Here is a 25,674-nt window from a genome sequence, read left to right on the forward strand (position 1 = left end):
GACACGACTTAAAGGAGAAGAGTGATCGAGTCTACAATTTAAAGGTACTTTGCCATGAGAACAACAGAGATAAAACCCAATAAGTCGACTCAACTTGAATCCAAGGGCGGAGAGGCGGAGACGCCGACCCGGCTGATCGTCGGGCTCTCCGGCGCTTCGGGCATGCCGTTCGCCCTCAGGTTGTTGGAGATATTGCAGGGGATTTCTGTTGAATCGCACCTGATTGTCTCCAAGGCCGCCGTTCAGACCCTCGGCGTGGAAACGGACGGCGGATATGACATGGCGCGGTCTCTGGCTGACCACGTTCACTCCAATGCAGACATAGGAGCATCCCTTGCCTCAGGGTCTTTTCGCGCACACGGCATGATCATCGCACCCTGCTCCGTCAAAACCCTCGCGGAGATTGCCAACGGAATCGGCAGCAGCCTTCTCACGCGCGCGGCAGATGTCACGTTGAAGGAGCGACGGAGGCTTGTTCTCGGCGTTCGGGAAACGCCTTTGCACCTTGGGCATCTGCGCAACATGACCGCCGCAACCGAAATGGGGGCGATCATCGCCCCGCCAATGCCGGCCTTCTACACGCAAGGTCAGACGCTCGATGATCTGGTGAACCATCAGGTGCAACGGTGGCTTGACGCGCTTGGTCTACACGTGACTCTCGCCCCAAGATGGAAAGACGACGCGCAATAACGGGAAACCGTGGAAAATCTTCCCGTCTCGCCTATATCCAGCACGATTACTATTGCGTTGCTCGGCCTGTTCTCCGACAAAAACGGTTAATCCTGAATTGCGGAGACATGTATGAGCGAGATCAGCCTTCTGCCCATCATTGCCATCCTGCCTTTTGTAGGCGCGTTGATGCCCGGCATCGTCATACGAGCCGGACGAAACGCCTGCGCGGCCTTTACAGCGGCTCCAACGCTGCTGGCGCTTGTGATGCTCGGCACGCTTGCTCCTTCCGTTTATGACGGCACCGTCTATACAACGCACTTTTCATGGATTCCGCAGCTCGGACTGGAGGCCTCCTTCTTCCTGGACGGTCTTGGGCTGATGTTTGCCTGCATGATCCTAGGTGTCGGTCTGCTGATCACACTCTACGCGCGGTTTTACCTGTCGGGCGATGATCCGATGGGCCAGTTCTACACTTATTTGCTGCTGTTCCAGGGCGCGATGCTCGGGATTACCTTGTCAGACAACATTTTGCTTCTGCTCGTGTTCTGGGAACTGACTTCGCTCAGCTCATTCCTGTTGATCGGCTATTGGAAGCATCTGCCAGAAGGACGACAAGGCGCACGTATGGCTCTGACTGTCACCGGCGCAGGCGGGTTGGCCATGATCGGCGGCATGTTGATCCTTGGCGACATTGTCGGCAGCTATAACCTGACCGACATCCTCGCCGCCGGCGATCAGATCAAGGCAAGCGAATGGTACTTGCCCGCTCTCATCCTGATCCTGCTTGGCGCGTTTACGAAGTCTGCTCAGTTCCCGTTCCACTTCTGGCTTCCGCACGCCATGGCTGCGCCTACTCCGGTTTCAGCCTACCTGCACTCAGCCACCATGGTGAAAGCTGGCGTGTTCCTAATGGCGCGCATGTGGCCCGCGCTCGCCGGGACCAGTGAATGGTTCTACATCGTCGCCACCATTGGCCTGATCACCATGGTGCTTGGTGCGGTGATCGCTCTGTTCAAGGATGATCTCAAAGCGCTTCTGGCGTTTTCCACCGTCAGCCACCTCGGACTTCTGACCATGCTGCTTGGTTTTGGGACCAAGGCCGCGGCGGTCGCGGCGGTCTTCCACATCCTCAATCACCTGACATTCAAGGCTGCTCTGTTTATGTCCGCCGGGATCGTCGATCATGAGGCAAAGACCAGAGACATCAAACAGCTTGGCGGGCTTCGCAAGCTTATGCCGATCACGGCGACCATCGCGACAATCACGGCCCTGTCCATGGCAGGCATTCCGCTGTTCAACGGCTTTGTCTCAAAGGAGATGATGCTGGAAGAAGCCACGCATACCGTCTGGTGGGAAAACCCTTGGATTGTTCCGGCGCTGGCGACGCTCGGCGCAGTGTTCTCAGTGGCCTATTCCCTGCGCTTCATCTTCCACACTTTCGATGGCCCGGTCCGGGACGACTACCCGGCCAAGCCACACGATCCGCCGTTTGGCATGTATGCCTCCCCGGCGTTCCTGGCCATCTTCGTTGTCATTCTTGGCCTTTTCCCCGGTATTGCGGACGGAATCGTCGGTATGGCCGCCTCTGCCGTGATTGGCGAAACGGTGCATCCGCACCTCGCTCTTTGGCACGGGTTCAAACCGGCGCTCTACATGTCCATCGTTGCGATTGTCGTCGGCATCGTGCTGCTTTTGCTTCACAGACCGCTTGATGCAGCCTGGCTCGCAGCGCCCCGACCCGAAGCCAAGCGCCTGTTTGACGATCTGATCCGGGGCGTCGTCGGGCTGACCCGGCGGGTCAACGACGTTCTGCACAATGGTGCGCTAAGCCGGTATCTGGCAATTTTCTGCGCCTCGACCGTTGCGATTGGCTATCTGGCCTATAGTGGTGGGGGCCTGCTTCCGGCCACGCGAGAGATGTTGCCCACCCCGCCGCTGGCCATTGTCGCCTGGGCCTTGATGGTGCTTGCGACGATCCTCGTGGTTGTCCTGCACCGCACGCGCTTTGCCGCGCTGATTGCGATTTCCGTGATTGGCCTCGTGATCTCCATCGGCTTTGTCTACCTTTCCGCACCGGACCTCGCGCTGACCCAGATCAGCGTGGAGACGGTCACGATCATGCTCCTGCTGCTGGCCCTGCACTTCCTGCCCAAGGAAACTCCTGTCGAGTCCAGCATTGGCAAACGCAGGCTGGATGGGTTGATCGCGATTGGATCAGGCTTGGGCATCGGTGCATTGGCCTATGCCTTCATGATGCGCGATTTCTCTTCGATCTCCGGCTATCACCTGGCTAACAGCTATGAAGGTGGCGGCGGTACAAACGTGGTGAACGTGATCCTTGTCGACTTCCGGGGCTATGACACCTACGGCGAAATCATCGTTCTGGGCATCGCCGGTCTTGCGATTTATGCGCTCATGGAAACCTTGCTCAGCGGACCTGCCGGGGCCCGTCTCAGGAACTCCGGGTATAACAATGACCGCAGCCATGACCGCCATCCCCTGATGATGGTTATCGCCGCGCGACTGATGCTGCCCATCGCGGGCGTTGTCGGCATTTACATCTTCCTGCGCGGCCATAATGAACCGGGGGGCGGCTTTGTGGCTGGCCTTGTCATCTCCATCGCCTTGCTCATCCAATACATGGCATCGGGCTTTGCCTGGACCACGCGCAGGCAAAGGATGGAATACCACGGGCTGATCGGCTTTGGCGTTGTCATTGCGGGCCTGACCGGCCTCGGGGCGATCCTTGCCGGAACGCCCTTCCTGACATCGTGGTTTACTTACATCCACCTGCCGCCCATCGAGGAATTCGAATTTGCCACGGCAGCCCTGTTTGACCTTGGGGTTTTCCTTTGCGTGCTTGGGGCCGTGATGCTGATGCTCTACTCGCTGTCCCGCCTTGCGCGCCATTCCGGAGAAACCGTGAACACCGAACCCATGGACTACGACCCGTCAAAAGCGCCGACCTTCTTCGAAGATGGTTACCGCACCGAAGAGGAGGGGCGCTGACATGGAAGCTCTTGTTGCATCCGCCATCGGCGTTCTGACGGCCTGCGGGGTTTACCTGATCCTGCGTTTGCGTGTCTTTGCGGCGATCCTTGGCATTTCTCTGCTGTCTTACGCGGTTAATGTTTTCCTGTTTTCGACAGGTCGGCTGGCCACGGGCGCAGCGCCGATCCTCGACAAATACGCCGAGAACCCGGTCTATACGGACCCTTTGCCACAGGCTCTCGTGCTGACAGCCATTGTGATCAGCTTTGGCATGACGGCAGTGCTCGTGATGTTCACGCTTGGCGCCTATCTCGAAGCGGGCCACGACCGGATCGACATGGATGAGGTAGAGCCGGACATAGATGATCCGATCACCGAAGGCATCGCCCTCGATATGAGCGCCGAGCCTGCGGAGGACCGCACATGATCGAACATTGGATCATCGCCCCCGTCGCTCTACCCGCGATCATCGCGCCGCTGATCGGCTTTGTCATGCGGCACGACATCACCGTTGCACGGGCCTTTTCCGTTGCCGGGAATATCCTGCTGGTGGCGATTGCCGCCGGGCTGGTGGGGCTTGCCGGGAACGGAGACGTGTATGTCTACCGCCTCGGCGATTGGCCTGCGCCGTTTGGGATTGTGCTCGTTCTCGACCGCCTCAGCGCCACCATGGTTTTGCTGACAACGGTGCTTGCGCTGATTGTTCTGATGCACGCCATTGCTTCGGGGTGGGACAAGAGGGGCCGCCACTTTCATGCGCTCTGGCAATTCCAGCTGATGGGCATTTGCGGCGCGTTCCTCACCGGTGACGCCTTCAACCTCTTCGTTTTCTTCGAAGTTCTGCTGATCGCCTCTTATGGGCTGATGGTCCATTCCGGCGGTCGCGTTCGGATGCAGGCGGGCTTGCAGTACCTTGTGATGAACCTTGCTGGCTCGACCCTCTTCCTGATCGCACTGGGCACGCTTTATGCCACAACCGGCACGCTCAATATCGCGGATCTGTCACTGAAGGTTCAGCAGATGAACCCGGACGACGCCGCGCTTCTGCGTGTCGCTGCGGTTCTGTTGTTGCTCGTCTTCGCCATCAAGGCTGCCATCGTGCCGGTACATTTCTGGCTACCCGCCACCTACGCCAACGCTCCAGCCCCGGTCGCGGCGCTGTTTGCGATCATGACCAAGGTCGGCGCCTATGCGATCATCCGCATTCACACGATTGTCTTTGGTCCCGGTACGCCCGCGACCGAAGGTTTGATTTCCTCCGTGCTGTTCCCGGCGGCGCTGATCACAATTGCCGTTGGTGCAATCGGCGTTCTGGGCGCGCGCAGGTTGATGAGCCTGCTGGCTTATTCCGTGATCGGATCCATGGGCACGCTCATGCTGGCGATTTCGGTCTTTGAACCCCACGCCATGACGGCAGCGCTCTACTATATTATCCATTCGACCTTTGCCGCTGCGGCTTTGTTCATCATCGCCGATCTTGTCGTCAGTAGGCGCGGTAACGATATCCTGAGGCCCCAACCCAAGACCCTGCAAAACGGTCTTTTCGCCGCGCTGTTCTTTGGCGGGGCCATCGCTATGGCGGGGATGCCGCCTCTGTCCGGTTTCCTCGGCAAGCTCCTGATCCTCGACGCTCTGCGCGGACCATGGATGGCAGCCGCCTGGATCGCGGTTCTGGTCGGGAGCCTGATCACGATCCTGGGGTTTGCCCGTGCTGGCTCAACGCTCTTCTGGAAATGCGAACAGGTCACCCCCGAAGAAGGCACCGAACCCATCGACAGCACGCCGCCCCCGCCCGAAGCGTCATTCATAGAATGGGCACCAGCGGGGCTCGCCATCCTTGCGCTTGCTGCGCTGACCATCTTTGCCGGGCCTGCCGTGCGCTATGCCGAAGGCGGGGCCACCGAGCTCTTTAACCCGGCGAGTTATATCGGTGCGGTTCTGGATCCCGAGGCCAAGACAAAGGTGTTCGGCAAGGACAAGAAAGACGACAGCCACGCCAAACCGGCCAAAGACCACGGGGAGGATCACTAAACCATGTTTAAGCGCATCTTCCCCCACCCGCTTCTCAGCTTGCTGCTGGTCATCGTCTGGACCATGCTCGTCAACAAATTCACCGTCGGGAACCTCGTTCTCGGCGTGATTATCGGCTTTGCACTACCAATCATGACGGCGGCCTACTGGCCGGGCAGACCCGAGATTAAACGCCCAATCAAGATTGTCGGCTATATCCTGATCGTGCTTTGGGACATCGTTGTTGCCAACGTTCAGGTTGCGCTGATTATTCTGCTCAAGCGGCACAAGAATATTCACTCGCACTGGATTGTTGTACCTTTGGAACTGACCTCGCCCGAGGCTATCACCGTCCTTGCCGGAACAATCACCATGACGCCCGGTACGGTCACCGCGCTTTTGTCCGCCGATGCGGGCAGCCTGCTTGTGCATTGTCTGCACACGGACGATCCGGAAAGCGTTATCGAAGAAATCAAATCTCGTTACGAGAGCCGCCTGAAGGAGATCTTTGCATGATTGCCTATGCCGTGACCTTCGCCATGGCCTGCTTTGGCATCGGCCTTGTGTTCAGCCTCTGGCGCTTGTTGCGCGGACCAACCCGCGCGGATCGCATCCTGTCGTTGGACACGATGGTGATCAACTTCATTGCCATCCTCGTGCTCTACGGCGTGGCAAACGGAACAAAGGTCTACTTCGAGGCCTCCATGCTGATCGCCATGGTCGGCTTTGTCTCAACCGTTGCCTTCTGCCGCTTCCTGCTGCGCGGCGATATCATCGAGTAAGGAAAGCCCATGATCCAGGACATCATCATCTCGGTCTTTATCGTACTTGGCGGGGTTTTCGGGCTGGTCGGGTCTTTCGGCCTGGTCAAACTCCAGGACGCGATGCAGCGGCTTCACGCGCCGACCAAGGCAACCACGCTTGGGCTGGGTGGCGTGCTGATTGGTTCGATGATCTATTTTGCGCTGGTCGACGGGCATTTTTCGTTCCACGAGCTTCTGATCACCCTGTTCCTTTTCATCACAGCGCCGATCACCGCGCATTTCATGGCGCAAACCTATCTTCGCATGCACCGCGATGAGGCAGATCTTCCGCCCTCAGGCCGCCCTGTTGGCTGGTCCATCTACCAGGATCCACCGGATTTCAGCGCCGACGATTGACGCCGATCCGGGCCTCACGGTCTGTCACCTTCGGGTGAGGTCTGATTGCAGCCATTGCTTTGAAAAATCTGCGCGGGCACGGTCTCCTCAAAAGGAGACCCTCATGACCCGAATACTTGCGTTTCTGACTTTCGCCGCCATCACCGCTTTCGCCCCAATGCGCGCGAGTGCGGATGAGATATTCGTCGCCGGTGGCTGTTTCTGGTGTGTCGAAGCCGATTTTGAAAAGGTTGGCGGCGTTCGGGAGGTCACCTCGGGATACACGGGCGGCAAGACCAGCGCGCCGACCTACAAACAGGTCACAGGCGGCGGAACCGGCCATTATGAAGCGGTGAAAATTCAGTTCAATGCCAACAGGGTGAGCGCACGGCAACTCTATGACATGTTCTTCCGCTCTGTGGATCCCACCGACGCGGGCGGGCAGTTCTGCGATCGTGGCGCAAGCTATCGCACGGCCATCTTTGTCACAAACGGAGCCCAGCGCGAGGCGGCCGAAGCGGCAAAAGCTGCGGCTGCCAAGGAACTTGGGCGCAAGATTGTCACCCCGATCCTTGACGCGGGCAAGTTTTACAAGGCCGAAGGTTATCACCAAGACTACTACAAGGGCACCAAACTGGTCATCACACGCTTTGGCCCACTGCGTCAGAGCAAAGCCTACAAGCGCTACCGCGATGCCTGTGGCCGAGATCAGCGCGTGAAGCAGCTTTGGGGCAACAACGCCGCGTTCGTCAATTAAACGAAGCGTCCTGAACGTCCTTGAGGTCGGGGATCACGTCGGCGGTGCCAAGCCGCGTAACCATCAGAGCCCCGGCCTTTGAAGCCAGCCTTATCGCTTGTTCCATCGGCATGCCGCGATCAAGACCGGCAATCAGGTAGCCCGTAAAGGTGTCCCCGGCCCCGGTTGTATCAACCGGATCAACCTTGAAGGCCGGGAAGTCCTGAACCGTCTTTTCTTCAGTCTCATACCACCGACATCCGTCGGCTCCGAGCGTGACAACAATGTCCTTTACGGACAGATCCGCCACCGATTTTTCGGTGGCGTCTTCCAATTGCGCCGCTTCTACCGCGTTCAACACGAGCAGATCCAAAAACGGCAGCACCGCCTGAACCGCGTCCGCTTCGAAAGGCGCCGCTGCATAGGCAACGCGCAACCCTTTTGCCTGCGCCATGCGCGCGCCTTCGGCCTGCAATGTCGTTTCATTCTGCGTCAGAAAGAAATCACCAGCCTGCGCCTCTGCCAGGGCATTGATCAGGCCAACTTTCTTCAATGCGGCATTGGCACCGGGGTGCAGGATGATCGCGTTTTCACCCGCTTCATCGACAGCGATAATGGCATGTCCTGTGGCCTCGTCAGATTTGGCAATCTGACGGGTATCGACACCGTATTCTGTAAGCCGATCCAAGGCCCAAACGCCATCCCCGCCAACCGCCCCGATGTGCACACAACGCGCGCCAGCCCGCGCCGCCGCGACAGACATGTTCGCGCCCTTGCCGCCCAACCCACGGGTAAACCCCGTTGCCGCAAGGGTTTCTCCGGGCGCAGGAAGGTGAGGAACGCGATAAACCAGATCCGCGTTGATCGAGCCGAGGTTGAAGATAGTCATGTGAGAACCGACGTTTTGGGTGCGCAGAGAATGCGCACCCTACGACGGATTATCAGACTTTGCACGCCGCGAGAATGGCCATGTTGAGAATGTCATTCGCGGTCGAGTTGGTCGAACAGATCTGGATCGACTTGTCGACACCGGCAAGGATCGGGCCGATCACGGTCGCGCCCGCCATCTCCTGCATCAGCTTGACCGAGATCGACGCCGAGTGCCGCGCCGGAACAACAAGAATGTTGGCCGGGCCAGTCAAGCGCTGGAACGGATAGGCTTCCTGAGCCTTGAGGTTCAGTGCCACATCAACGGTCATCTCGCCTTCGTATTCGAAGGAAACGCCGCGCTGATCAAGCACGCGCGGCGCGATGTGCATCTTCTCTGCCCGTTCCGAAACCGGGTAGCCAAAGGTCGAGAAGCTGACAAAGGCGACACGCGGCTCAAGTCCAAGATGCCGGGCCACATCAGCGGCACGCTCGGCTATATCCGCGAGATCATTTTCGTCAGGCCATTCATGCACAAGCGTGTCCGCGATCAGAACAATCCGACCCTTGTTCAGAAGTGCTGTCACGCCCGCCGTGCCATTGCCCGCTTCTGCGTCAAACACATGGTTGATCAGCTCCATGACGTGGGCCGATTTCCGAGTCGCGCCGGTGATCAACCCATCGCCGTGCCCGTGCGCCAGCATAAGCGACGCAAACACATGACGATCCCGCGCGGCAAGGCGGTGAATGTCCTGACGGTCCATGCCTTTGCGCTGCAAGCGCTGGTACAGGAAGTCTTTGTAAGCTTGCAGGTGACGTGTGTTGCTGGCGTTCACAACTTCAAGCTCGCGCACGGCGTCGCCAAGACCCGCCGCTTCAAGCTTTTCTTTGACGTCCGCCTCGCGGCCAACAACAAGCGCTTTGCCAAGACCGTTGCGTTGATACGAAACAGCCGCGCGCAGAACGCGGGGATCGTCGCCCTCGGCAAAAATCATTCGAGCCTGGGCCGCACGCGCACGAGTGTTGATGCCGCGCAGAATGCTCGCCGTCGGATCCATGCGGACCTTGAGCGATTCTTCGTAGGCTTCCATGTCCACAATCGGACGTCGCGCCGCGCCGGTTTCCATGCCCGCCTTGGCCACGGCCGGCGGAATACGGTGAATGAGACGCGGGTCAAACGGTGTCGGGATGATGTAATCGCGGCCAAAAGTCAGCGCGCGGCCATAAGCCAGCGCCACTTCGTCCGGCACGTCTTCCCGCGCCAGTTCGGCCAGCGCCTGCGCACAAGCGATCTTCATCTCGTCGTTGATGGCGCGCGCATGCACGTCGAGCGCCCCGCGGAACAGGTACGGGAAGCCGAGAACGTTGTTCACCTGGTTGGGATAGTCGGAACGCCCTGTGGCCACGATGGCGTCGGCGCGAACCTCATGCGCTTCTTCCGGCGTGATCTCCGGATCGGGGTTCGCCATGGCGAAAATCACCGGATTGTCAGCCATGGAAGACACCATGTCCTGCGTCACCGCACCCTTTGCCGAAACGCCGAGGAAGACATCCGCATCCTTCATTGCATCTTCGAGCGTACGCGCATCAGTCTGCGCAGCGTGGGCCGATTTCCACTGGTTCATGCCTTCGGCGCGGCCCTGATAGATCACGCCCTTGGTGTCGCACATGATGCAGTTGTCGTGTTTCGCGCCCATGGACTTCACCAGTTCCAGGCAAGCGATCCCGGCAGCACCGGCCCCGTTCAACACGATTTTGCACTCTTCGATCTTCTTGCCCGAGAGATGCAGCGCGTTGATCAGGCCAGCCGCGCAGATAACCGCCGTGCCATGCTGGTCATCATGGAAGACGGGAATGTCCATTTCTTCCTTGAGGCGCTGCTCGATGATGAAGCATTCCGGCGCCTTGATGTCTTCAAGGTTGATACCACCAAAGGTCGGCCCCATCAGACGTACGGCTTTGCAGAACTCGTCCGGGTCTTCTGTGTCGAGTTCGATGTCGATGGAATTCACATCAGCAAACCGCTTGAAGAGCACGGACTTGCCTTCCATCACCGGCTTCGAGCCCAGCGCCCCAAGATTACCAAGCCCAAGAACCGCCGTGCCGTTCGAGATCACCGCAACAAGGTTGCCCTTGTTCGTGTAGTCATAGGCCAGTTCCGGATTTTCAGCGATGTCTTCACAGGGCACAGCAACGCCCGGTGAGTAGGCAAGGCTGAGGTCTCGCTGCGTGGTCATCGGAACGGTGGCCTGAACCTCCCATTTGCCCGGCGTCGGCTCGAGATGGAAGGCCAGCGCTTCTTCACGGGTGAATTTGGGTTTCGACATGCTTCCTCCCGGACGTCATAGGAATATCGGGTTTTCCCCGGTGATAGGGAGCCTTAATGTCACGCGAAACCCGTGGGGGGAAGAGGACGTGAACGCTAACAAGCCAACAGTTACGCCAATGATGGCGCAATATCTGGAGATCAAGGCCCAGTATCCGGACGCCTTGCTGTTCTACCGAATGGGCGATTTCTATGAGATGTTCTTTGATGACGCGGTCGCGGCGGCTGAGGCGTTGGATATTGCGCTCACCAAGCGCGGCAAGCACGACGGTGAAGATATCCCCATGTGCGGCGTTCCTGTACATGCAGCTGAGAACTATCTGCTGACACTGATCCGCAAGGGATTCCGGGTCGCGGTGGGCGAGCAGCTGGAAAGCCCGGAAGAGGCGAAGAAGCGCGGTTACAAAGCTGTTGTGAAACGCGATGTTGTGCGTTTGGTGACCCCCGGCACGTTGACGGAAGAGACTCTACTGGAGGCACGCCGTCACAACTTTTTGGCTGCGTTGAGCCAGGTTAGAGACGAATTCGCGCTGTCCTGGTGTGATATCTCGACAGGCGCGCTGCACGTCATGCCGCTGTCCCAGGCGCGGATCGGTGCGGAACTGGCGCGCTTGGCGCCCTCGGAGGTTTTGACGACGGAGAAGGTCGAGCTTTCTCTGCGTGAAGTGTTCGGCGACTTAGGAATAGAAGCCACTGTTCTCGGCGCCGCCTCCTTCGATTCCGCAGCCGGTGAAACGCGTGTCTGTGAGGTCTTTTCGGTTCAAACGCTTTCCGGATTCGGGAATTTCTCCCGGCCTGAGCTTTCCGCTTTGGGCGCCGTTGTTGACTACCTCGAGATCACTCAGAAGGGCCGGTTGCCGCTTTTGAATCCGCCGCGGCAGGAAACCGTGACGCGGCTGATGCAGATCGATACTGCGACGAGGCGGAATCTGGAACTGACGCAAAGCATGAATGGCGGACGCAGCGGATCGCTTTTGGCCTCTATCGATAAGACCGTGACGTCGGCAGGCGCCCGCTTGCTGGAACGGCGCGTATCTTCTCCGTCCCGCGAACTGCCAGTAATCCGCGAAAGGCTGGATGCTGTCACATGGGCCTGCGAGTCACCACTGGCCAATCCTGTACAGGACTGTTTGCGTCGTGTGCCTGATCTCGACAGAGCCTTATCCCGTTTGGGCCTCGAACGCGGCGGGCCTCGAGATCTGGCTGCGGTGCGAAACGCCGTTACGCAGGCGGAAACCGTGTCATCCCAAATTTCCGAAGCGGCTCTACCAGAACTGTTGGAGAAGGCAAAACAGTCTCTAACAGGGCACGAAACGCTTCTGGAGCTGTTGGACGCCGCGCTCATTGCAGAGCCGCCGCTGCTCGCTCGCGACGGAGGTTTCATTGCGCCCGGTTACGACGACGCTCTTGATGAAGCGCGGAAGCTGCGCGACGAGGGGCGAGGCGTCATCGCCGCCCTGCAGGCACAATACTCCGAAACGACAGGCGTCAAAGCGCTAAAAATCAAGCATAACAATGTCTTGGGATACTTTATTGAAGCGACGGCGATGCACGCGGACAAATTGATGTCCCCGCCGCTGTCGGAAACCTTCATCCACCGCCAAACCACTGCCAACCAGGTGCGGTTCACAACCGTGGAACTGTCGGAGTTGGAAACCCGGATTCTAAACGCCGGGAATGAGGCTCTGGAGATCGAAAAGCGGCTCTATTCCGCCTTAAGTCGCGCGATATTGGATGCTGCCCCTGCCCTTTCGGAACTCGCATTGGCCCTGGCGGAATTCGATCTGTCCATCGGTTTGGCCTCGCTGGCGCGGAGTCGGGATTGGTGCAAGCCGCAGGTCGACGATAGCAGAGCCTTTGCCATTGAAGGCGGTCGGCACCCGGTAGTGGAAGAGGCTCTAAGCAAGGCCGGCGAGCCGTTTATCGCGAACGACTGCGCATTGACCGCCGAAGGTGAGCGCGCGTCCGTGACCTTGCTGACCGGTCCGAACATGGCCGGTAAGTCTACATATCTTCGGCAGAACGCGTTGATCGCCCTTCTTGCGCAAATCGGCTCTTACGTCCCTGCCCGATCAGCCCACATCGGCCTGGTGAGCCAAATCTTCAGCCGCGTCGGCGCGAGCGACGATCTCGCGCGGGGCCGTTCCACGTTTATGGTCGAAATGGTCGAAACCGCCGCGATCCTGAATCAGGCTGACAGCCGGGCTTTGGTCATCCTTGATGAAATCGGACGCGGCACGGCGACATATGACGGTCTGTCCATCGCCTGGGCGACATTGGAACACCTTCACGAAGCCAACCGGGTGCGGGGCCTTTTCGCAACGCATTATCACGAGATGACAGCGTTGGCGGGAAAACTCCCCGGGGTGAAGAATGCGACGGTCGCGGTGAAGGAATGGGACGGCGAGGTCATTTTCCTTCACGAAGTACACGACGGGGCCGCGGACCGATCATACGGCGTGCAGGTGGCGCAATTGGCCGGACTGCCCAAGGCGGTGATCAATCGTGCGCGTTCCGTACTGGATGCTTTGGAAAAAGGTGAGCGGGATCGGGCCTCTCCCAAGGCTTTGATCGACGATCTTCCCTTGTTTTCGGCGGCCGCTATGGCGCCGCCTCAGCCAGAAAAACAGGCTGGGCCTTCCGATGTGGAACGTCGCCTTCAAGATTTGATGCCGGATGAGATGACCCCACGCGAGGCCTTGCAGGCGCTGTACGATCTCAAGGCATTGGCCAAGAGCTGACAAACAAAATCATCCAAAGAAAAAGGCGGGGCTAACCCCCGCCTCGTTCCGTTTCACATGAAACCCTGTTTCAGCCGGTCATCGAAGACACGCCTACCTGCGCCGCGCGCAGAAGACGGTCATGCAGGGTGAAGCCTTCGGCAGAGATCTGGATGATGTCGCCCGCCTTGGTGCCCGGAACCGGGGCTTCGAACATGGCTTCGTGAAGCTGGGGGTCGAACTTGTCACCAACCTCGGGCGCAACGCGCTTGACGCCGTGGCGATCAAAAACGGTCAGAAGCTCCTTGAGCGTCAACTCAACGCCTTCGGTCAATGCGACGGAGGCTTGACCTTCTGCTTCCTTGGCGGCATTCAAAGCTCGCTGCAGATTGTCGTATACCGGGATCAAATCCCGTGCGATGCGTGTTCCACCATAAGCCTGCGCCTCTTGACGATCCTTTGCAGCGCGCTTGCGGGCATTTTCCGCATCGGCCAAGGCCCGCATGAAACGGTCCTTGTATTCGTCACGTTCCGCTTCGAGCGAGGAGAGGATCTCTTCCGGGGTCGGCTCGGCTTCGGCCGCTTCTGCTTCCTCGGCTTCCAACGCTTCGATGTCGTCGAGAAAATCGTCGTCTCTCGGGTCTGCCATTCTTCACCTCTAACTTCGGTCGGCGATGAGCTTACCGACCAACTGCGCCGTGTAATCCACAATCGGGACAATCCGGCCATAGTTCAAACGCGTGGGTCCGATGACCCCAACCGCGCCAATGATCTTACGATCCGCGTTCATATATGGAGACACCACCAAAGAGGAACCCGAAAGTGAGAAAAGTTTGTTCTCGGAGCCTATGAAAATGCGAACGCCGTCGCCCTGTTCGGTCAAATCAAGGAATTCTGCGATGTCGCGCTTGCGCTCGAGGTCATCGAAAAGGTGGCGGATGCGTTCCAACTCATCTTCAGCGGAGTCATCGCCGAGAAGATTCGCGCGTCCCCGGACAATCAACCGTTCGGAACTGTCTGATTCGCCCTCCCATATCGCGACGCCGGCTTCGATGAGCTCAGCGGCGAGACTGTCGATCTCCTGACGTCTGCGCTTGGTTTCTTCGATCATGACGCGGCGCAGTTCGTTCACCGTCCGCCCTTCCGCCAGTGCATTCACGAAATTCGCGGCTTCTCGCATGGAACTTGGAGTTTGCCCTGGCGGCGGGGTGAAAACCCGGTTTTCGACGTGGCCGTCTGCGAAGACAATGACGACAAGCGCCCTGTCGTGGCCGAGGCTGACGAACTCGATGTGCTTGAGAGGTGCCTCGTGCTTTGGGGTCAGAACAAGCGAAGCGCCCTGTGTGACCCCGGACAACGCGGATCCGACCTTGTCGAGCAGCCCCCCGACGTCCTGCGTGTTAGCGCCCATTGTGGCGTCAATCTTCTCGCGGTCCGTGTTATCGAGATCCCGTACTTCCAACAGACCGTCAACAAACATGCGAAGGCCTTGCTGCGTTGGAATGCGTCCCGCGCTGACGTGAGGGCTGTCCAGCAGACCGAGAAACTCCAGATCCTGCATGACGTTCCGGATCGTGGCGGCGGAAACTTTCTCCGACAAGGTCCGCGTCAGTGTCCGCGATCCGACAGGTTCGCCAGACTCGAGATAGCCTTCGACCACGCGGCGAAAGACCTCCCGCGAGCGATCATTCATTTGGGACAGGAGTTCGTGTGCGCTGTTCATTCTGACCTCGACTGCGTCAGATCATTAAAGACGCTGCGCCGGTGACGTCAATCGGGCTTGCGTGTTGACCCCTGCCCCGTCTATCCGTGGCGCAACTTTGGATTAAGGATGTGGCCATGAGACCTTCAGGACGGAACCTAAACGAAATGCGCACAGTTTCAATCGAGACTGGCGTTACGAAACACGCCGAAGGGTCTTGCCTGATCAAGATGGGCGACACGCATGTTCTGTGCACCGCGTCTGTCGAAGAGCGTGTGCCTCCGTTCATCAAAGGCTCCGGCCTTGGCTGGGTGACAGCTGAATACGGCATGTTGCCCCGCTCCACTTCTTCGCGGATGCGCCGTGAAGCGGCTGCCGGAAAGCAAGGTGGGCGCACTGTGGAAATCCAAAGACTGATTGGACGGTCCCTGCGTGCTGGTGTTGACCGCGTGGCGATGGGTGAGCGTCAGATCACCGTCGACTGTGACGTAATCCAGGCGGATGGAGGAACCCGGTGTGCTTCGATCACCGGTGGTTGGGTTGCGCTGCGCATGGCAGTGAACAAGCTGATGAAAATCGGTGACATCAAAACCGATCCGCTGATCTCGCCGGTCGCGGCCATCAGCTGCGGGATCTATGCTGGTCAGCCAGTGCTTGATCTGGACTATCCGGAAGACAGCGAAGCGGGTGTCGATGGAAATTTCATCCTGCGCGGTGACGGTCAGTTAATTGAAGTGCAGATGTCCGCGGAAGGCGCAACGTTCTCTCGAGATCAGATGAGTCAGTTGATGGATCTGGCAGAGAAGGGCGTGGGCGAGTTGGTCGAAGCTCAAAAGGCAGCGCTGGCATGACACGTCGTTTCGAAGGCGAAACGCTGCTCGTCGCGACACACAACCAAGGCAAGCTGGAAGAGATCGCGGATCTCTTGCAGCCCTTTGGCGTCAAGGTTGTGGGCGCCAAAGAGATGAATCTGCCGGAGCCTGTCGAAGACGGAACGACATTTGTCCAAAATGCCCGGATCAAAGCCCATGCCGCGGCCAAAGCGACGGGATTGCCTGCTCTGTCTGACGATAGTGGCATCGAGATCGACGCTCTGGACAAGGCGCCCGGCGTCTATACGGCGGATTGGGCAGAAACAGAGACTGGTCGTGACTTTGTCATGGCTATGGAGAAGTCCCACACCTTGCTGCGGGAAAGCGGCGCGGCGCAACCTTGGACGGCACGGTTTTGCTGTACTTTGGTTCTTGCCTGGCCGGACGGTCACGACGAGGTCTTCCCCGGTGTCATGGAAGGTCAGGTGGTTTGGCCGATGCGTGGGGATCAGGGACACGGCTACGATCCGATTTTCCAACCGGAAGGGTATGATGTAACTTTCGGCGAGATGGACCGATGGGAGAAGAACAAAATCAGCCATCGCGCGGATGCGTTCCGCAAATTCGTAGCGGGCTGTTTTGACAGTTGAAGACTGGCAGAATGGCGGCTTTGGGCTCTATGTTCATTGGCCGTTCTGCGAGGCGAAATGCCCGTATTGTGACTTCAACAGCCATGTGACGCGCGGGATTGATCAGGCAGTTTGGGCTCAGGTGCTTGCCAAGGAAGTACGCCGTGTTTCCGGGCTGACAAAAGGTCGGGTCCTGAACTCCATATTCTTTGGAGGCGGGACACCATCTTTGATGGAGCCTGAGACCGTCAAGGCTGTTCTTGAGGCTTCAAAGGAAGATTGGACGTGGTCCAACAATATCGAGATCACGCTTGAGGCCAATCCTCGCTCCGTCGACGCGGTTCGGTTTGAAGGTTATGCAAATGCCGGTGTGAACCGCGTTTCGCTTGGTGTTCAGTCGCTCCGAGATCCTGATCTGAAAGCGCTCGGCAGACTGCATGGAGTCGAGGAGGCAAAAGCGGCCTTTTCCGTCGCGCGGTCTGTTTTTGATCGGGTCAGTTTTGATCTGATCTATGCCAGGCAAGGCCAATCGCTCGAAGACTGGCGTGATGAGTTGCATGAAGCGCTGGATCTTTCTGTGGATCACCTATCGCTTTACCAACTGACAATCGAGCAAGGTACTGCCTTTGGGGATCGGTACAATACGGGGCGGCTGAAAGGCCTTCCTGACGACGATTTAGGCGCGGATATGTTTGAGCTGACTCAAGAGATCTGTGCTGAAGCTGGCATGCCGGCTTATGAAGTCTCCAATCATGCGGCGCCGGGCGCGGAGTCCCGTCACAATCAGATCTATTGGCGGTATGGAGATTATGCCGGCGTAGGCCCTGGGGCGCATGGCCGTCTTACTTTAAATGGCAAGAAGTTCGCATCTGTCTCATACTCTCAGCCTGGCAAGTGGCTTGCTTCGGCTCAGGGTGGCTCAGGTGATGTGAGCTTTGAACGGCTTAGCGGCAAAGACCAGGCTGGCGAATACCTGATGATGGGACTGCGGTTGCGCGAAGGTGTTTCGCTTGATCGTTTGCGGTCTTTTAATTCCCGGGTTCTGGCCGACGATGTTGTTGAGCATCTCGTAGACCTTGGCCTTGCCTGGAAAACGGAAAATGCTCTGGGCGTTACAGAACAAGGGAAGCTGGTTCTGAACGCCGTGATTGCAGAGCTTCTTCCCTAGTTGAGCCGTTTCCTCAAACGCTCAGCATGCCGCACAATGAATCCAGCTGCTCAAGCGTATCATAGCTGATCGTCAGTTTTCCGCTCTCTTGATCCGGCTTGTGGTCAATAGAAACCTTCATTCCGAGAGCAGCCGAGAGATCAGCTTCCAATGCGCGGGTGTCCGCATCTTTTTCGACCTTGAACGTTCCAGTTGGCTTGGCTTTCGGAGCAAGCGGTTCGTTTGACTTCTTTGCGAGCTTTTCCGCTTCCCGAACAGATAGCCCCTTGGCGACAATGGTTTTGGCGAGGGTTTCCGGCTCAACCGCTGTGACAAGAGTTCGGGCATGGCCTGCACTCAACTGACCCGCAACAACCATGTCCTGCACGGTTTCCGGAAGGTTAAGAAGACGCATGAGGTTGGCAATATGGCTACGGCTTTTCCCGAGGGCTTCAGCCAGTTTTTCCTGCGTATGGCCGAACTTGAACATCAGTTGACGATAGCCCGCCGCTTCTTCGATCGCGTTCAGGTCTGCGCGCTGGATGTTCTCGATGATTGCAACTTCCAACACTTCGGTATCGTCGAATTGCCGCACGAGAACGGGAACCTCGTGGAGCTGTGCCATCTGGGCCGCGCGCCATCGGCGTTCACCTGCGACAATTTCATACTCTTCAGCGTTTCGCGGGTTCACCCTCACGATCAGCGGCTGGATAATTCCCTTCGTGCGGATCGAATCCGCCAATTCCTGCAACTGATCTTGGGTGAACGTTCTGCGCGGCTGATCCGGGTTCGGGACAACGCGTTCGATCGGGACAACTTGATCGGGTCGCGTTGGGGAGCTTTTTTCCAACTGTTGAGAGTTAACGTCTACATCCGCCATCAAAGCCGAAAGTCCGCGCCCCAGTCCTCGTCGTTGTTCTTTTTTATCTGCCATGAGTTACTCCTGTTAGGCGCGTTGTTCAGGCTGCGAGTTTCGCGTTCTTTTCCATGAGCTCTTCGGCGAGATGGCGATAGGCCGCAGCACCCTTTGATTGACCGTCGTAGGACAGAACCGGGAGCGCGTAAGATGGCGCTTCGCTAACACGCACATTGCGCGGAATGACCGTTTGAAAAACCAAGTCCGCAAGGTTGGCGCGGGCGTCGGCTTCAACTTGTTGCGACAAGTTATTTCGGGCGTCGTACATGGTTAGAATAATACCTTCGATCCGAAGATCGGGATTCGCCGTTTGCCGCACGTCACGAATGGTGAGCATAAGCTGTGAAAGACCCTCCAGTGCGAAAAACTCGCTTTGGAGCGGCACCAGCACCGAGTCTGCCGCGACCATTGCATTTACAGTCAACAAGTTAAGAGACGGCGGGCAATCGATCAGAATGTAGTCAAAATTCTGATCGTCGATTGCTGGCTGGCGCAGCGTATCGTGCAAGAGGAAGCTGCGCTTTTCGTTGGAAATCAGCTCGATGTCCGCAGAGCTCAGATCGACCGTAGCCGGGATGATTTGCAACCGTTCAGAACTTGTAGACTGAATCGCTTCACAAACATCTATATCTTCTAACAGAAGGTCATATGTGGTGATTGTACGATCTTCCAATTCTATACCTAGTCCGGTGGACGCGTTACCCTGAGGGTCTAGATCAATGATCAAGATGTTCTGACCTATTTCTGCAAGGGCCGCGCCCAGATTGATCGTGGTGGTCGTCTTGCCAACGCCGCCTTTTTGATTGGCCACCGCTATGATTTTGGGTTTGGATGTCCTTACTGCATCAGACATGAGAAATTTCTCCAATTTCCAGGATCACTGCGTCTTGGTTCGTTTTGCTTTTATGGACTTTGGAGGTGAAGCTCCAGCTTTCCTTGGCTGTTGCGACCTCTTCTTCCCACTGTGCACCTTTGGGAAGCAGGGCTTTGCCGTCGGGCGCGATATGTTGCTCAACGAACCCCAACAGGGTGTTTAAAGGAGCAAGGGCTCGTGCGCTTACAATAGTTGCCGGAGGAAGTTTCGTGTTTTCAATTCGTTCTGACTTTACGTGGATGGTTAATCCTGTTTCGCGCGCCACGGTTCGCAAAAAAGCCGACTTTCGTTGATCGCTTTCTACCATAGTAACTTGAATGTCTGGCTTTTCTTCTGCGGTAAGGATGGCGACAACCATACCGGGGAAACCACCTCCGCTGCCGAGGTCAACCCAGGATCCGCTGGTCTGGCGCGAGAGGCTTAGCAGTTGCGCAGAATCCAGAACATGTCGGGTCCAAACTTCGGGAAGAGTGTTTGGCGAAACGAGATTTATTTTTTTGTTCCATCGCGTCAGGAGATCGATGTAGATCTCCAAACGGTGTTTTGTTTCACGTGAAACATCGAGTCCGAGCGTCGCGGGGGGCTTCATAGGCTTTCATCTTCCCCTGTCAATCAGCGTACTTTAGCCAAGATTAGCGTCAAAGCAGCAGGTGTCATCCCCTCAACACGGGCGGCCTGACCTAGGCTGTGCGGCCTCACCCGATTCAGTTTCGACTTCAGTTCAGAGGAAAGACTCGCCAAAGTGTTGTAGTCAAAATCATCCGGAATCTTCATCGCCTCATCTCTCTGTAGAGACTCAACATCCTTCTTCTGCCGAGCAATGTAATTGGAATACAAAGCTTCCCGCTTCATTTGGTTGCCGATCTCTGCCTCGATTTCAGACAACTCCGGGATCCGCTCCGCGAGTTGTTCAAAGGACACGTCTTTCAATGAAAGCGCTTGAAAAGCCGTCCGTTTTTTCCCGTCCAACTTGAGATCGACGTCGAGTTCCGAAAACACCTGATGGGTCACAACAGTTTCTTTCGCGAGCGCGAGCGCGTTTTCGAGAGAATTCAGTTTTCCCTCAAAGAGCCTTTGTCGCTCCTCGGAAACACTACCCGTGGCCATAGCCTTCGGTGTAAGGCGTTGATCGGCATTGTCTGCCCTGAGAGACAAGCGGAACTCTGCGCGGGACGTGAACATGCGATACGGTTCAGAAACGCCGCGCGTGGTCAAGTCGTCCACCATGACACCGATGTAGCTGTCACTGCGACCAAAGGATATCCCGTCTTTCCCAAGCGCCTTCGCCGCTGCATTCAGCCCCGCGACGAGACCTTGTGCGGCGGCCTCTTCGTAGCCCGTTGTCCCATTAATTTGCCCTGCCAAGTAGAGCGATTCCAGCGATCGTAACTCAAGATTAATGTTCAGCTCCCGCGGATCGACATAATCGTACTCGATCGCATAACCAGGTTGGAGGATTTGAACATTTTCCAAGCCATAGATGCTCTGGACATACTCATGCTGAACATCAACTGGAAGAGACGTAGAAATACCGTTTGGATACACCGTGTGATCATCAAGCCCTTCTGGCTCCAGAAACACCTGATGGCTGTCCTTCTCTGAAAATCGAACGACTTTGTCTTCAATCGATGGACAATACCTTGGGCCGACACCTCCGATACTGCCTCCGTACATAGCGGATCGTTCAAGATTGGCTTCGATTATTTCATGCGTCTTCAGGTTGGTGTGAGTTATCCCACAGGATATTTGCTGCGCTGTAACGGAAGTCGAAAGAAAGGAAAACAGTGTCGGATCGGTATCTCCTGGTTGTTTGTCCAGAATATCCCAGTTGATCGTCCGACCATCCAGGCGAGGCGGCGTTCCAGTCTTTAGCCGTCCGAGCGCCAACCCAAGGTCGTCAATCCTCTCCGCCAATCGCACTGAGGGTTTATCCCCCATTCGACCGCCCGGTTTTTGATCTTGTCCAACGTGGATCACACCTCGTAAAAATGTGCCGCTCGTCAAAACGGTCGCGATGGATCGAATCTCGGTTCCGTCTCCCAAGACAACACCGGTCGCCGCTCCATTTTCGATAATAAAATCGGAAACTTCTGCCTCGATCAGTGTCAAATTCTCAGTGTGCTTCAACTCCTCTTGCATAGCGTCGCGGTAGAGTTTGCGATCGATCTGTGCACGAGGTCCTTGAACGGCAGGACCCTTTTTTCTGTTCAGCAGTCGATATTGAATCCCAGCTTTATCCGCCATACGGCCCATGATGCCATCGCACGCATCGATCTCACGAACGAGATGTCCTTTACCCAAACCACCAATCGCTGGATTACAGGACATCACGCCGAAATCAGATTTGCGCAGTGAGATGAGCGCAGTTTTTGCACCCAACCGAGCCGATGCGGCCGCGGCTTCTGTTCCGGCATGTCCGCCACCAACGACAACCACGTCAAACTGGTTTTGTTTCACGTGAAACACTCCCTATTTGCCAACGCAAAATGAAGAAAAAATCTCGTCGAGCAAATGCTCCACATCTACGTAGCCAAGCAAAGACTCCATCGACCGCGCCGATACCCGAATCTCTTCGCTGGCAACATCATACAGCTCAGGCCCCTCAGCCAACAGAACCAAAGCGCTCTCCAGATGAGTCAAACCATCTTGAAGCGCAACCTTGTGACGTACACGGCTTGCGACCCCCGCTCGAGAGGACATCTGCGAAAGCGTTGTTTCCAGCGCATTCAGAAACTCCGAGACACCTTCACCAGTGATGCCTGATATGTCGCCATCTCTATCTTGAACATCCGCCTTACCTTTGAGAACGAAATCATGCTGCCGAACATCCAGCGTTGGCTTTTCATCCTGTTCCAGTAGATGAATTCGGATATCCGCTTCGGCAGCGCGTTTTAAAGCGCGATCAACACCGATTGCCTCAACCGCATCACCAGTTTCTCTCAACCCCGCCGTATCAATGAGCGTCACAGCGTATCCACCCACATCCATGCGAACTTCGATGACGTCCCGCGTGGTCCCAGCAATTTCCGAAGTAATCGCCGCATCGCGACCAGCAAGATAGTTCAACAGCGTAGATTTTCCGACATTTGGCGATCCAACAATCGCAACTTCAAACCCAGTTCTGACGCGCTCCGCTGCTTTAAGACCGCTCAACTGCTGTTCCAAATCCAAACGAACTGAATTCGCCAGCGCCCGAACTTCGTCAGTCACATCAACCGGGACGTCTTCATCCGCGAAATCTATCGTGGCTTCCAGCAAAGCAGCCGCCCGGATAAGGTCCCTCCTCCACTGCTCAACCAACTTCCCGATAGCGCCTGACAAAACATCTGACGCCTGTTTTCTCTGCGCTTCTGTTTCGGCATCTATCAGATCTGACAAGGCCTCAACCTGGGTCAGATCCATTTTTCCGTTTTCGAGAGCCCGCCGCGTAAATTCTCCGGCCTCTGCAATTCGAAGCCCCTCCATCCTGCTCAGAAAATCGAGAAGAGCGGATACAACGGCCAAACTCCCATGCACCTGAAACTCGACGACTTCTTCGCCAGTGAAACTCTTGCCAGGTTCAAACGCAAGGACAAGAGCCTCGTCCAGAAGGGCGCCGTGCTCATCAACAAGTTTTCGCAGTCCGGCAACCCGAAATGCCGGAACCGATCCGCACAAAGCCCGCGCCGCTTCAAACGCTCGCGGTCCCGAGACACGAACAATCGAAACGCCCGCCCGTCCGGGCGCTGAAGCCAGCGCAAAAATCGTATCCATCGGCAAGAGCCAATCAGGTGTTCATCGAATCAAAGAATTCGCTGTTCGACTTGGTTTGCTTGAGTTTCGAAAGAAGGAACTCGATCCCGTCCGTCGTGCCCATCGGATTCAGAATGCGACGGAGCACAAAGGTCTTTTGGAGATCGATCTTATCCACCAGAAGATCTTCTTTCCGGGTACCAGATTTCAAAATATCGATGGCCGGGAAGACTCGCTTGTCTGCAATTTTCCGATCCAGAACGATTTCAGAGTTACCCGTGCCTTTGAACTCTTCAAAGATCACTTCGTCCATTCGCGAACCGGTATCGATAAGCGCAGTTGCGATAATCGTCAGAGATCCGCCTTCTTCGATGTTTCGCGCAGCGCCAAAGAAACGTTTCGGTCGCTGTAGGGCATTCGCATCCACGCCACCGGTCAAAACTTTGCCAGAAGACGGCACAACAGTGTTGAAAGCCCTACCAAGTCTTGTGATTGAGTCGAGAAGTATAACTACATCTCGTTTGTGTTCTACCAATCGCTTGGCTTTTTCAATCACCATTTCGGACACGGCAACGTGGCGCTGCGCCGGTTCATCAAAGGTAGAAGACACAACTTCCCCTTTCACAGAACGCTGCATGTCCGTCACTTCTTCAGGACGTTCGTCAATCAGGAGAACGATAAGATAGCACTCGGGATGGTTCTTCTCGATAGAGTGCGCGATGTTCTGCAGGATCACCGTCTTACCCGTCCGCGGTGGCGCAACGATCAAACTACGCTGACCCTTCCCGATCGGTGCAACCAGATCGATCACACGTGCCGAGCGATCCTTGATCGTCGGATCTTCGATTTCCATCTTGAGGCGTTCATCGGGATAGAGCGGTGTCAGGTTGTCAAACGCGATCTTGTGGCGTGCTTTTTCGGGGGTCTCGAAGTTGATCTTCGTGACCGACACCAGGCAAAAGTACCGTTCTTCCCCATCCGGCGCCTTGATTTCCCCTTCAATCGTGTCCCCTGTACGAAGCGAATACTTCCGGATCATGTCAGGCGAGACATAGATATCATCAGGACCAGGCAGGTAATTGGCTTCAGGCGATCTCAGGAAACCAAACCCATCCTGAAGCACCTCCAGAACGCCATCGCCAAAAATGTCCCAACCGTCATCTGCGCGTTCCCGCAGAATCTGGAACATCATTTCACCTTTGCGCATCGTCGATGCGTTTTCGATCTCCAGCTCTTCGGCCATCGAAAGCAAATCTTTCGGGCTCTTGGCTTTCAGATCGGCAAGGTTCAATCTTTCTTGGCTCATAGCACTGATACCGGACCAAACGGCCCGCCTTTTATCTCTTTGGGGAAGAACGCTCCAGAGCAGGAGCAAAATCCTCCTACCGCACCAAGGGTCTGTTCGTCAATCTCTCAGCCCTACCCCGCCCTTGATCAAAGAAATTAAGAAAGAAAAAAGGTTTTTGTTTTTAGTATAGGGAGAGGTTAACTGTGGATTAATGGATCACCCCACGGGTTGCCCACAGCTAGAACTCGGTTGAGCGTTTTGTGGACAAGTCCAGGAACTTTCCACCAAACCCAAGATTCTCAGGCATCCTGACGTTTGTACAGCCCGAGGGATAACTCGGTCGGCACAAGTTTTCCTCTTCACCAGATTTGTCCTTCTCACAGGCCGAACAACGCATCTGTATGTTGGGAAATCGCCGGGTTTATCCTCTGTCTTGCATGCGCTTCGGTTTTTCCCCAGAACCATAGGAAAGGATGAACACACGGTTTTTCGCAGATTAATCCACATGAATCTTGATCTTCTTCTCGCGTCCGGCTCTCAAATTCGCGCGGATTTGCTTCGTGCAGCGGGTCTTTCCATTGAAATCGAATCGCCGCGTCTGGACGAACAGGCGATCAAGGCAGCTTTGCTTGCAGAAGAGGCTTCAGGGCGCGACATCGCCGATGCCTTGGCTGAAGCGAAAGCGCAAAAGGTGTCGAGGAAGAATCCGCAGTTCCTCGTATTAGGATGTGATCAGGTACTGGAGTTTGAAGGACGGATCCTGTCAAAGCCTGCCAGCGAAGAAGAGGCACGCGAACATCTGCTTACCTTGAGAGGAAAGACGCACAGATTGCTGTCTGCAGCTGTGCTCTACCGTGAGTCCCGGCCCGTTTGGCGGCACGTCTCAACAGCAAGGCTGACGATGCGCCCGTTTTCCGACGATTATCTGAACCGTTACCTGGACAGAAACTGGCCCGACATCGGATCAAGCGTTGGTGGCTACAAGTTGGAGAAAGAAGGCGTGCGCCTGTTTACGACCATTCAAGGTGATCACTTCACCATTTTGGGTCTGCCTCTTCTGGAACTTTTGAACCACCTCGCAATCACGCGGTTGATAGATGGTTAGAATGAGAT

Annotated in this window: 23 protein-coding genes; 13 read left to right on the forward strand and 10 right to left on the reverse strand. The window is 56.5% G+C overall.

What is annotated here, in order from left to right; translation table 11 throughout:
* Positions 1 to 54 precede the first annotated feature (54 nt).
* The 8 genes from E4662_RS19975 to msrA all read left to right on the forward strand — a co-directional run bounded on the left by E4662_RS19975 (position 55) and on the right by msrA (position 7,569).
* Positions 55 to 690: a UbiX family flavin prenyltransferase gene (locus E4662_RS19975; protein ID WP_136443391.1), complete on the forward strand. Its 636-nt coding sequence runs from the start codon at positions 55 to 57 to the stop codon at positions 688 to 690.
* 111 nt (positions 691 to 801) lie between these two features.
* A complete protein-coding gene (locus E4662_RS19980; RefSeq protein ID WP_136443392.1) occupies positions 802 to 3,681 on the forward strand; it encodes a monovalent cation/H+ antiporter subunit A in 2,880 nt (959 codons plus the stop codon).
* Between the two features lies 1 nt (position 3,682).
* The gene (locus E4662_RS19985) at positions 3,683 to 4,090 is read left to right on the forward strand and encodes a Na+/H+ antiporter subunit C (RefSeq protein ID WP_136443393.1); all 408 of its coding nucleotides are present in this window, start codon (positions 3,683 to 3,685) and stop codon (positions 4,088 to 4,090) included.
* On the forward strand, positions 4,090 to 5,694 hold the full coding sequence (locus E4662_RS19990) for a monovalent cation/H+ antiporter subunit D (RefSeq protein ID WP_136443471.1): 1,605 nt from the start codon (positions 4,090 to 4,092) through the stop codon (positions 5,692 to 5,694). Before E4662_RS19985 ends, E4662_RS19990 begins: the two co-directional genes overlap by 1 nt.
* Positions 5,695 to 5,697: 3 nt before the next feature.
* Positions 5,698 to 6,189, forward strand: a complete 492-nt coding sequence (locus E4662_RS19995; RefSeq protein WP_136443394.1) for a Na+/H+ antiporter subunit E — start codon at positions 5,698 to 5,700, stop codon at positions 6,187 to 6,189.
* Entirely contained in the window at positions 6,186 to 6,455 is a 270-nt protein-coding gene (locus tag E4662_RS20000) for a K+/H+ antiporter subunit F (protein ID WP_136443395.1), read from the forward strand. Before E4662_RS19995 ends, E4662_RS20000 begins: the two co-directional genes overlap by 4 nt.
* A 9-nt stretch (positions 6,456 to 6,464) precedes the next feature.
* Entirely contained in the window at positions 6,465 to 6,833 is a 369-nt protein-coding gene (locus E4662_RS20005) for a Na+/H+ antiporter subunit G (RefSeq protein WP_136443396.1), read from the forward strand.
* A gap of 103 nt (positions 6,834 to 6,936) precedes the next feature.
* Positions 6,937 to 7,569 (forward strand): peptide-methionine (S)-S-oxide reductase MsrA, encoded by a 633-nt coding sequence (gene msrA, locus E4662_RS20010; RefSeq protein WP_136443397.1) that lies wholly within the window; start codon positions 6,937 to 6,939, stop codon positions 7,567 to 7,569.
* Here msrA and E4662_RS20015 read toward each other — a convergent pair.
* The gene (locus E4662_RS20015; RefSeq protein WP_136443398.1) at positions 7,562 to 8,437 is read right to left on the reverse strand and encodes a ribokinase; all 876 of its coding nucleotides are present in this window, start codon (positions 8,435 to 8,437) and stop codon (positions 7,562 to 7,564) included. The genes msrA and E4662_RS20015 overlap by 8 nt on opposite strands.
* Positions 8,438 to 8,489: 52 nt before the next feature.
* Complete coding sequence (locus E4662_RS20020) at positions 8,490 to 10,742, reverse strand: NADP-dependent malic enzyme (protein ID WP_136443399.1); 2,253 nt, start codon at positions 10,740 to 10,742, stop codon at positions 8,490 to 8,492.
* Positions 10,743 to 10,860: 118 nt separating this feature from the next.
* Here E4662_RS20020 and mutS point away from each other — a divergent pair, with 118 nt between their 5' ends.
* Positions 10,861 to 13,482: a DNA mismatch repair protein MutS gene (gene mutS / locus E4662_RS20025; protein ID WP_136443472.1), complete on the forward strand. Its 2,622-nt coding sequence runs from the start codon at positions 10,861 to 10,863 to the stop codon at positions 13,480 to 13,482.
* A 70-nt stretch (positions 13,483 to 13,552) separates the two neighbouring features.
* Here the strand turns inward: mutS and E4662_RS20030 are convergent, their stop codons facing one another.
* On the reverse strand, positions 13,553 to 14,110 hold the full coding sequence (locus E4662_RS20030) for a nucleotide exchange factor GrpE (RefSeq protein ID WP_136443400.1): 558 nt from the start codon (positions 14,108 to 14,110) through the stop codon (positions 13,553 to 13,555).
* 9 nt (positions 14,111 to 14,119) lie between these two features.
* Positions 14,120 to 15,184 carry a heat-inducible transcriptional repressor HrcA gene (hrcA, locus tag E4662_RS20035; protein ID WP_136443401.1) on the reverse strand — a complete coding sequence of 355 codons (1,065 nt, stop codon included), beginning with the start codon at positions 15,182 to 15,184 and terminating at the stop codon, positions 14,120 to 14,122.
* Positions 15,185 to 15,300: 116 nt separating this feature from the next.
* On the opposite strand from hrcA, the gene rph reads away from it, so the two are divergent.
* From rph to hemW, 3 genes are read left to right on the forward strand one after another with little or no spacing between them, the layout of a single operon-like run.
* The gene (rph, locus tag E4662_RS20040; protein WP_136443402.1) at positions 15,301 to 16,014 is read left to right on the forward strand and encodes a ribonuclease PH; all 714 of its coding nucleotides are present in this window, start codon (positions 15,301 to 15,303) and stop codon (positions 16,012 to 16,014) included.
* A complete protein-coding gene (gene rdgB / locus E4662_RS20045) occupies positions 16,011 to 16,625 on the forward strand; it encodes an RdgB/HAM1 family non-canonical purine NTP pyrophosphatase (RefSeq protein ID WP_136443403.1) in 615 nt (204 codons plus the stop codon). The genes rph and rdgB overlap by 4 nt, the downstream gene beginning before the upstream one ends.
* A complete protein-coding gene (gene hemW / locus E4662_RS20050) occupies positions 16,615 to 17,772 on the forward strand; it encodes a radical SAM family heme chaperone HemW (RefSeq protein WP_136443404.1) in 1,158 nt (385 codons plus the stop codon). Before rdgB ends, hemW begins: the two co-directional genes overlap by 11 nt.
* 13 nt (positions 17,773 to 17,785) lie before the next feature.
* On the opposite strand, the gene E4662_RS20055 is transcribed toward hemW, so the two are convergent.
* Genes E4662_RS20055 through rho form a run of 6 tightly spaced genes read right to left on the reverse strand, consistent with a single transcriptional unit; the run spans position 17,786 to position 24,579 of the window.
* Positions 17,786 to 18,685: a ParB/RepB/Spo0J family partition protein gene (locus E4662_RS20055; RefSeq protein ID WP_136443405.1), complete on the reverse strand. Its 900-nt coding sequence runs from the start codon at positions 18,683 to 18,685 to the stop codon at positions 17,786 to 17,788.
* Between the two features lie 25 nt (positions 18,686 to 18,710).
* Positions 18,711 to 19,520 (reverse strand): ParA family protein, encoded by an 810-nt coding sequence (locus E4662_RS20060; RefSeq protein ID WP_136443406.1) that lies wholly within the window; start codon positions 19,518 to 19,520, stop codon positions 18,711 to 18,713.
* Entirely contained in the window at positions 19,513 to 20,130 is a 618-nt protein-coding gene (gene rsmG / locus E4662_RS20065) for a 16S rRNA (guanine(527)-N(7))-methyltransferase RsmG (RefSeq protein WP_136443407.1), read from the reverse strand. Before rsmG ends, E4662_RS20060 begins: the two co-directional genes overlap by 8 nt.
* Before the next feature lie 23 nt (positions 20,131 to 20,153).
* Positions 20,154 to 22,007, reverse strand: coding sequence for a tRNA uridine-5-carboxymethylaminomethyl(34) synthesis enzyme MnmG (gene mnmG, locus E4662_RS20070; RefSeq protein ID WP_136443408.1), 1,854 nt, complete (start codon positions 22,005 to 22,007; stop codon positions 20,154 to 20,156).
* A 3-nt stretch (positions 22,008 to 22,010) separates the two neighbouring features.
* Complete coding sequence (mnmE, locus tag E4662_RS20075) at positions 22,011 to 23,294, reverse strand: tRNA uridine-5-carboxymethylaminomethyl(34) synthesis GTPase MnmE (protein WP_136443409.1); 1,284 nt, start codon at positions 23,292 to 23,294, stop codon at positions 22,011 to 22,013.
* 13 nt (positions 23,295 to 23,307) lie between these two features.
* Positions 23,308 to 24,579 carry a transcription termination factor Rho gene (rho, locus tag E4662_RS20080; RefSeq protein WP_136443410.1) on the reverse strand — a complete coding sequence of 424 codons (1,272 nt, stop codon included), beginning with the start codon at positions 24,577 to 24,579 and terminating at the stop codon, positions 23,308 to 23,310.
* A 487-nt stretch (positions 24,580 to 25,066) separates the two neighbouring features.
* Here rho and E4662_RS20085 point away from each other — a divergent pair, with 487 nt between their 5' ends.
* Entirely contained in the window at positions 25,067 to 25,666 is a 600-nt protein-coding gene (locus tag E4662_RS20085) for a Maf family protein (RefSeq protein ID WP_136443411.1), read from the forward strand.
* The last annotated feature ends 8 nt before the right edge of the window (positions 25,667 to 25,674 follow it).

Source organism: Pacificoceanicola onchidii, assembly GCF_004804335.1.
Classification (GTDB): Bacteria; Pseudomonadota; Alphaproteobacteria; order Rhodobacterales; family Rhodobacteraceae; genus Pacificoceanicola; species Pacificoceanicola onchidii.

What these genes read in the sequence shown, in the direction of transcription:
- E4662_RS19975 (WP_136443391.1), top strand. Translation starts at nt 55, where the DNA reads ATGAGAACAACAGAGATAAAACCCAATAAGTCGACTCAACTTGAATCC.
- E4662_RS19980 (WP_136443392.1), top strand. Translation starts at nt 802, where the DNA reads ATGAGCGAGATCAGCCTTCTGCCCATCATTGCCATCCTGCCTTTTGTA.
- E4662_RS19985 (WP_136443393.1), top strand. Translation starts at nt 3,683, where the DNA reads ATGGAAGCTCTTGTTGCATCCGCCATCGGCGTTCTGACGGCCTGCGGG.
- E4662_RS19995 (WP_136443394.1), top strand. Translation starts at nt 5,698, where the DNA reads ATGTTTAAGCGCATCTTCCCCCACCCGCTTCTCAGCTTGCTGCTGGTC.
- E4662_RS20000 (WP_136443395.1), top strand. Translation starts at nt 6,186, where the DNA reads ATGATTGCCTATGCCGTGACCTTCGCCATGGCCTGCTTTGGCATCGGC.
- E4662_RS20005 (WP_136443396.1), top strand. Translation starts at nt 6,465, where the DNA reads ATGATCCAGGACATCATCATCTCGGTCTTTATCGTACTTGGCGGGGTT.
- msrA (WP_136443397.1), top strand. Translation starts at nt 6,937, where the DNA reads ATGACCCGAATACTTGCGTTTCTGACTTTCGCCGCCATCACCGCTTTC.
- E4662_RS20015 (WP_136443398.1), bottom strand. Translation starts at nt 8,437, where the DNA reads ATGACTATCTTCAACCTCGGCTCGATCAACGCGGATCTGGTTTATCGC.
- E4662_RS20020 (WP_136443399.1), bottom strand. Translation starts at nt 10,742, where the DNA reads ATGTCGAAACCCAAATTCACCCGTGAAGAAGCGCTGGCCTTCCATCTC.
- mutS (WP_136443472.1), top strand. Translation starts at nt 10,861, where the DNA reads ATGATGGCGCAATATCTGGAGATCAAGGCCCAGTATCCGGACGCCTTG.
- E4662_RS20030 (WP_136443400.1), bottom strand. Translation starts at nt 14,110, where the DNA reads ATGGCAGACCCGAGAGACGACGATTTTCTCGACGACATCGAAGCGTTG.
- hrcA (WP_136443401.1), bottom strand. Translation starts at nt 15,184, where the DNA reads ATGAACAGCGCACACGAACTCCTGTCCCAAATGAATGATCGCTCGCGG.
- rph (WP_136443402.1), top strand. Translation starts at nt 15,301, where the DNA reads ATGAGACCTTCAGGACGGAACCTAAACGAAATGCGCACAGTTTCAATC.
- rdgB (WP_136443403.1), top strand. Translation starts at nt 16,011, where the DNA reads ATGACACGTCGTTTCGAAGGCGAAACGCTGCTCGTCGCGACACACAAC.
- E4662_RS20055 (WP_136443405.1), bottom strand. Translation starts at nt 18,685, where the DNA reads ATGGCAGATAAAAAAGAACAACGACGAGGACTGGGGCGCGGACTTTCG.
- E4662_RS20060 (WP_136443406.1), bottom strand. Translation starts at nt 19,520, where the DNA reads ATGTCTGATGCAGTAAGGACATCCAAACCCAAAATCATAGCGGTGGCC.
- rsmG (WP_136443407.1), bottom strand. Translation starts at nt 20,130, where the DNA reads ATGAAGCCCCCCGCGACGCTCGGACTCGATGTTTCACGTGAAACAAAA.
- mnmE (WP_136443409.1), bottom strand. Translation starts at nt 23,294, where the DNA reads ATGGATACGATTTTTGCGCTGGCTTCAGCGCCCGGACGGGCGGGCGTT.
- rho (WP_136443410.1), bottom strand. Translation starts at nt 24,579, where the DNA reads ATGAGCCAAGAAAGATTGAACCTTGCCGATCTGAAAGCCAAGAGCCCG.
- E4662_RS20085 (WP_136443411.1), top strand. Translation starts at nt 25,067, where the DNA reads ATGAATCTTGATCTTCTTCTCGCGTCCGGCTCTCAAATTCGCGCGGAT.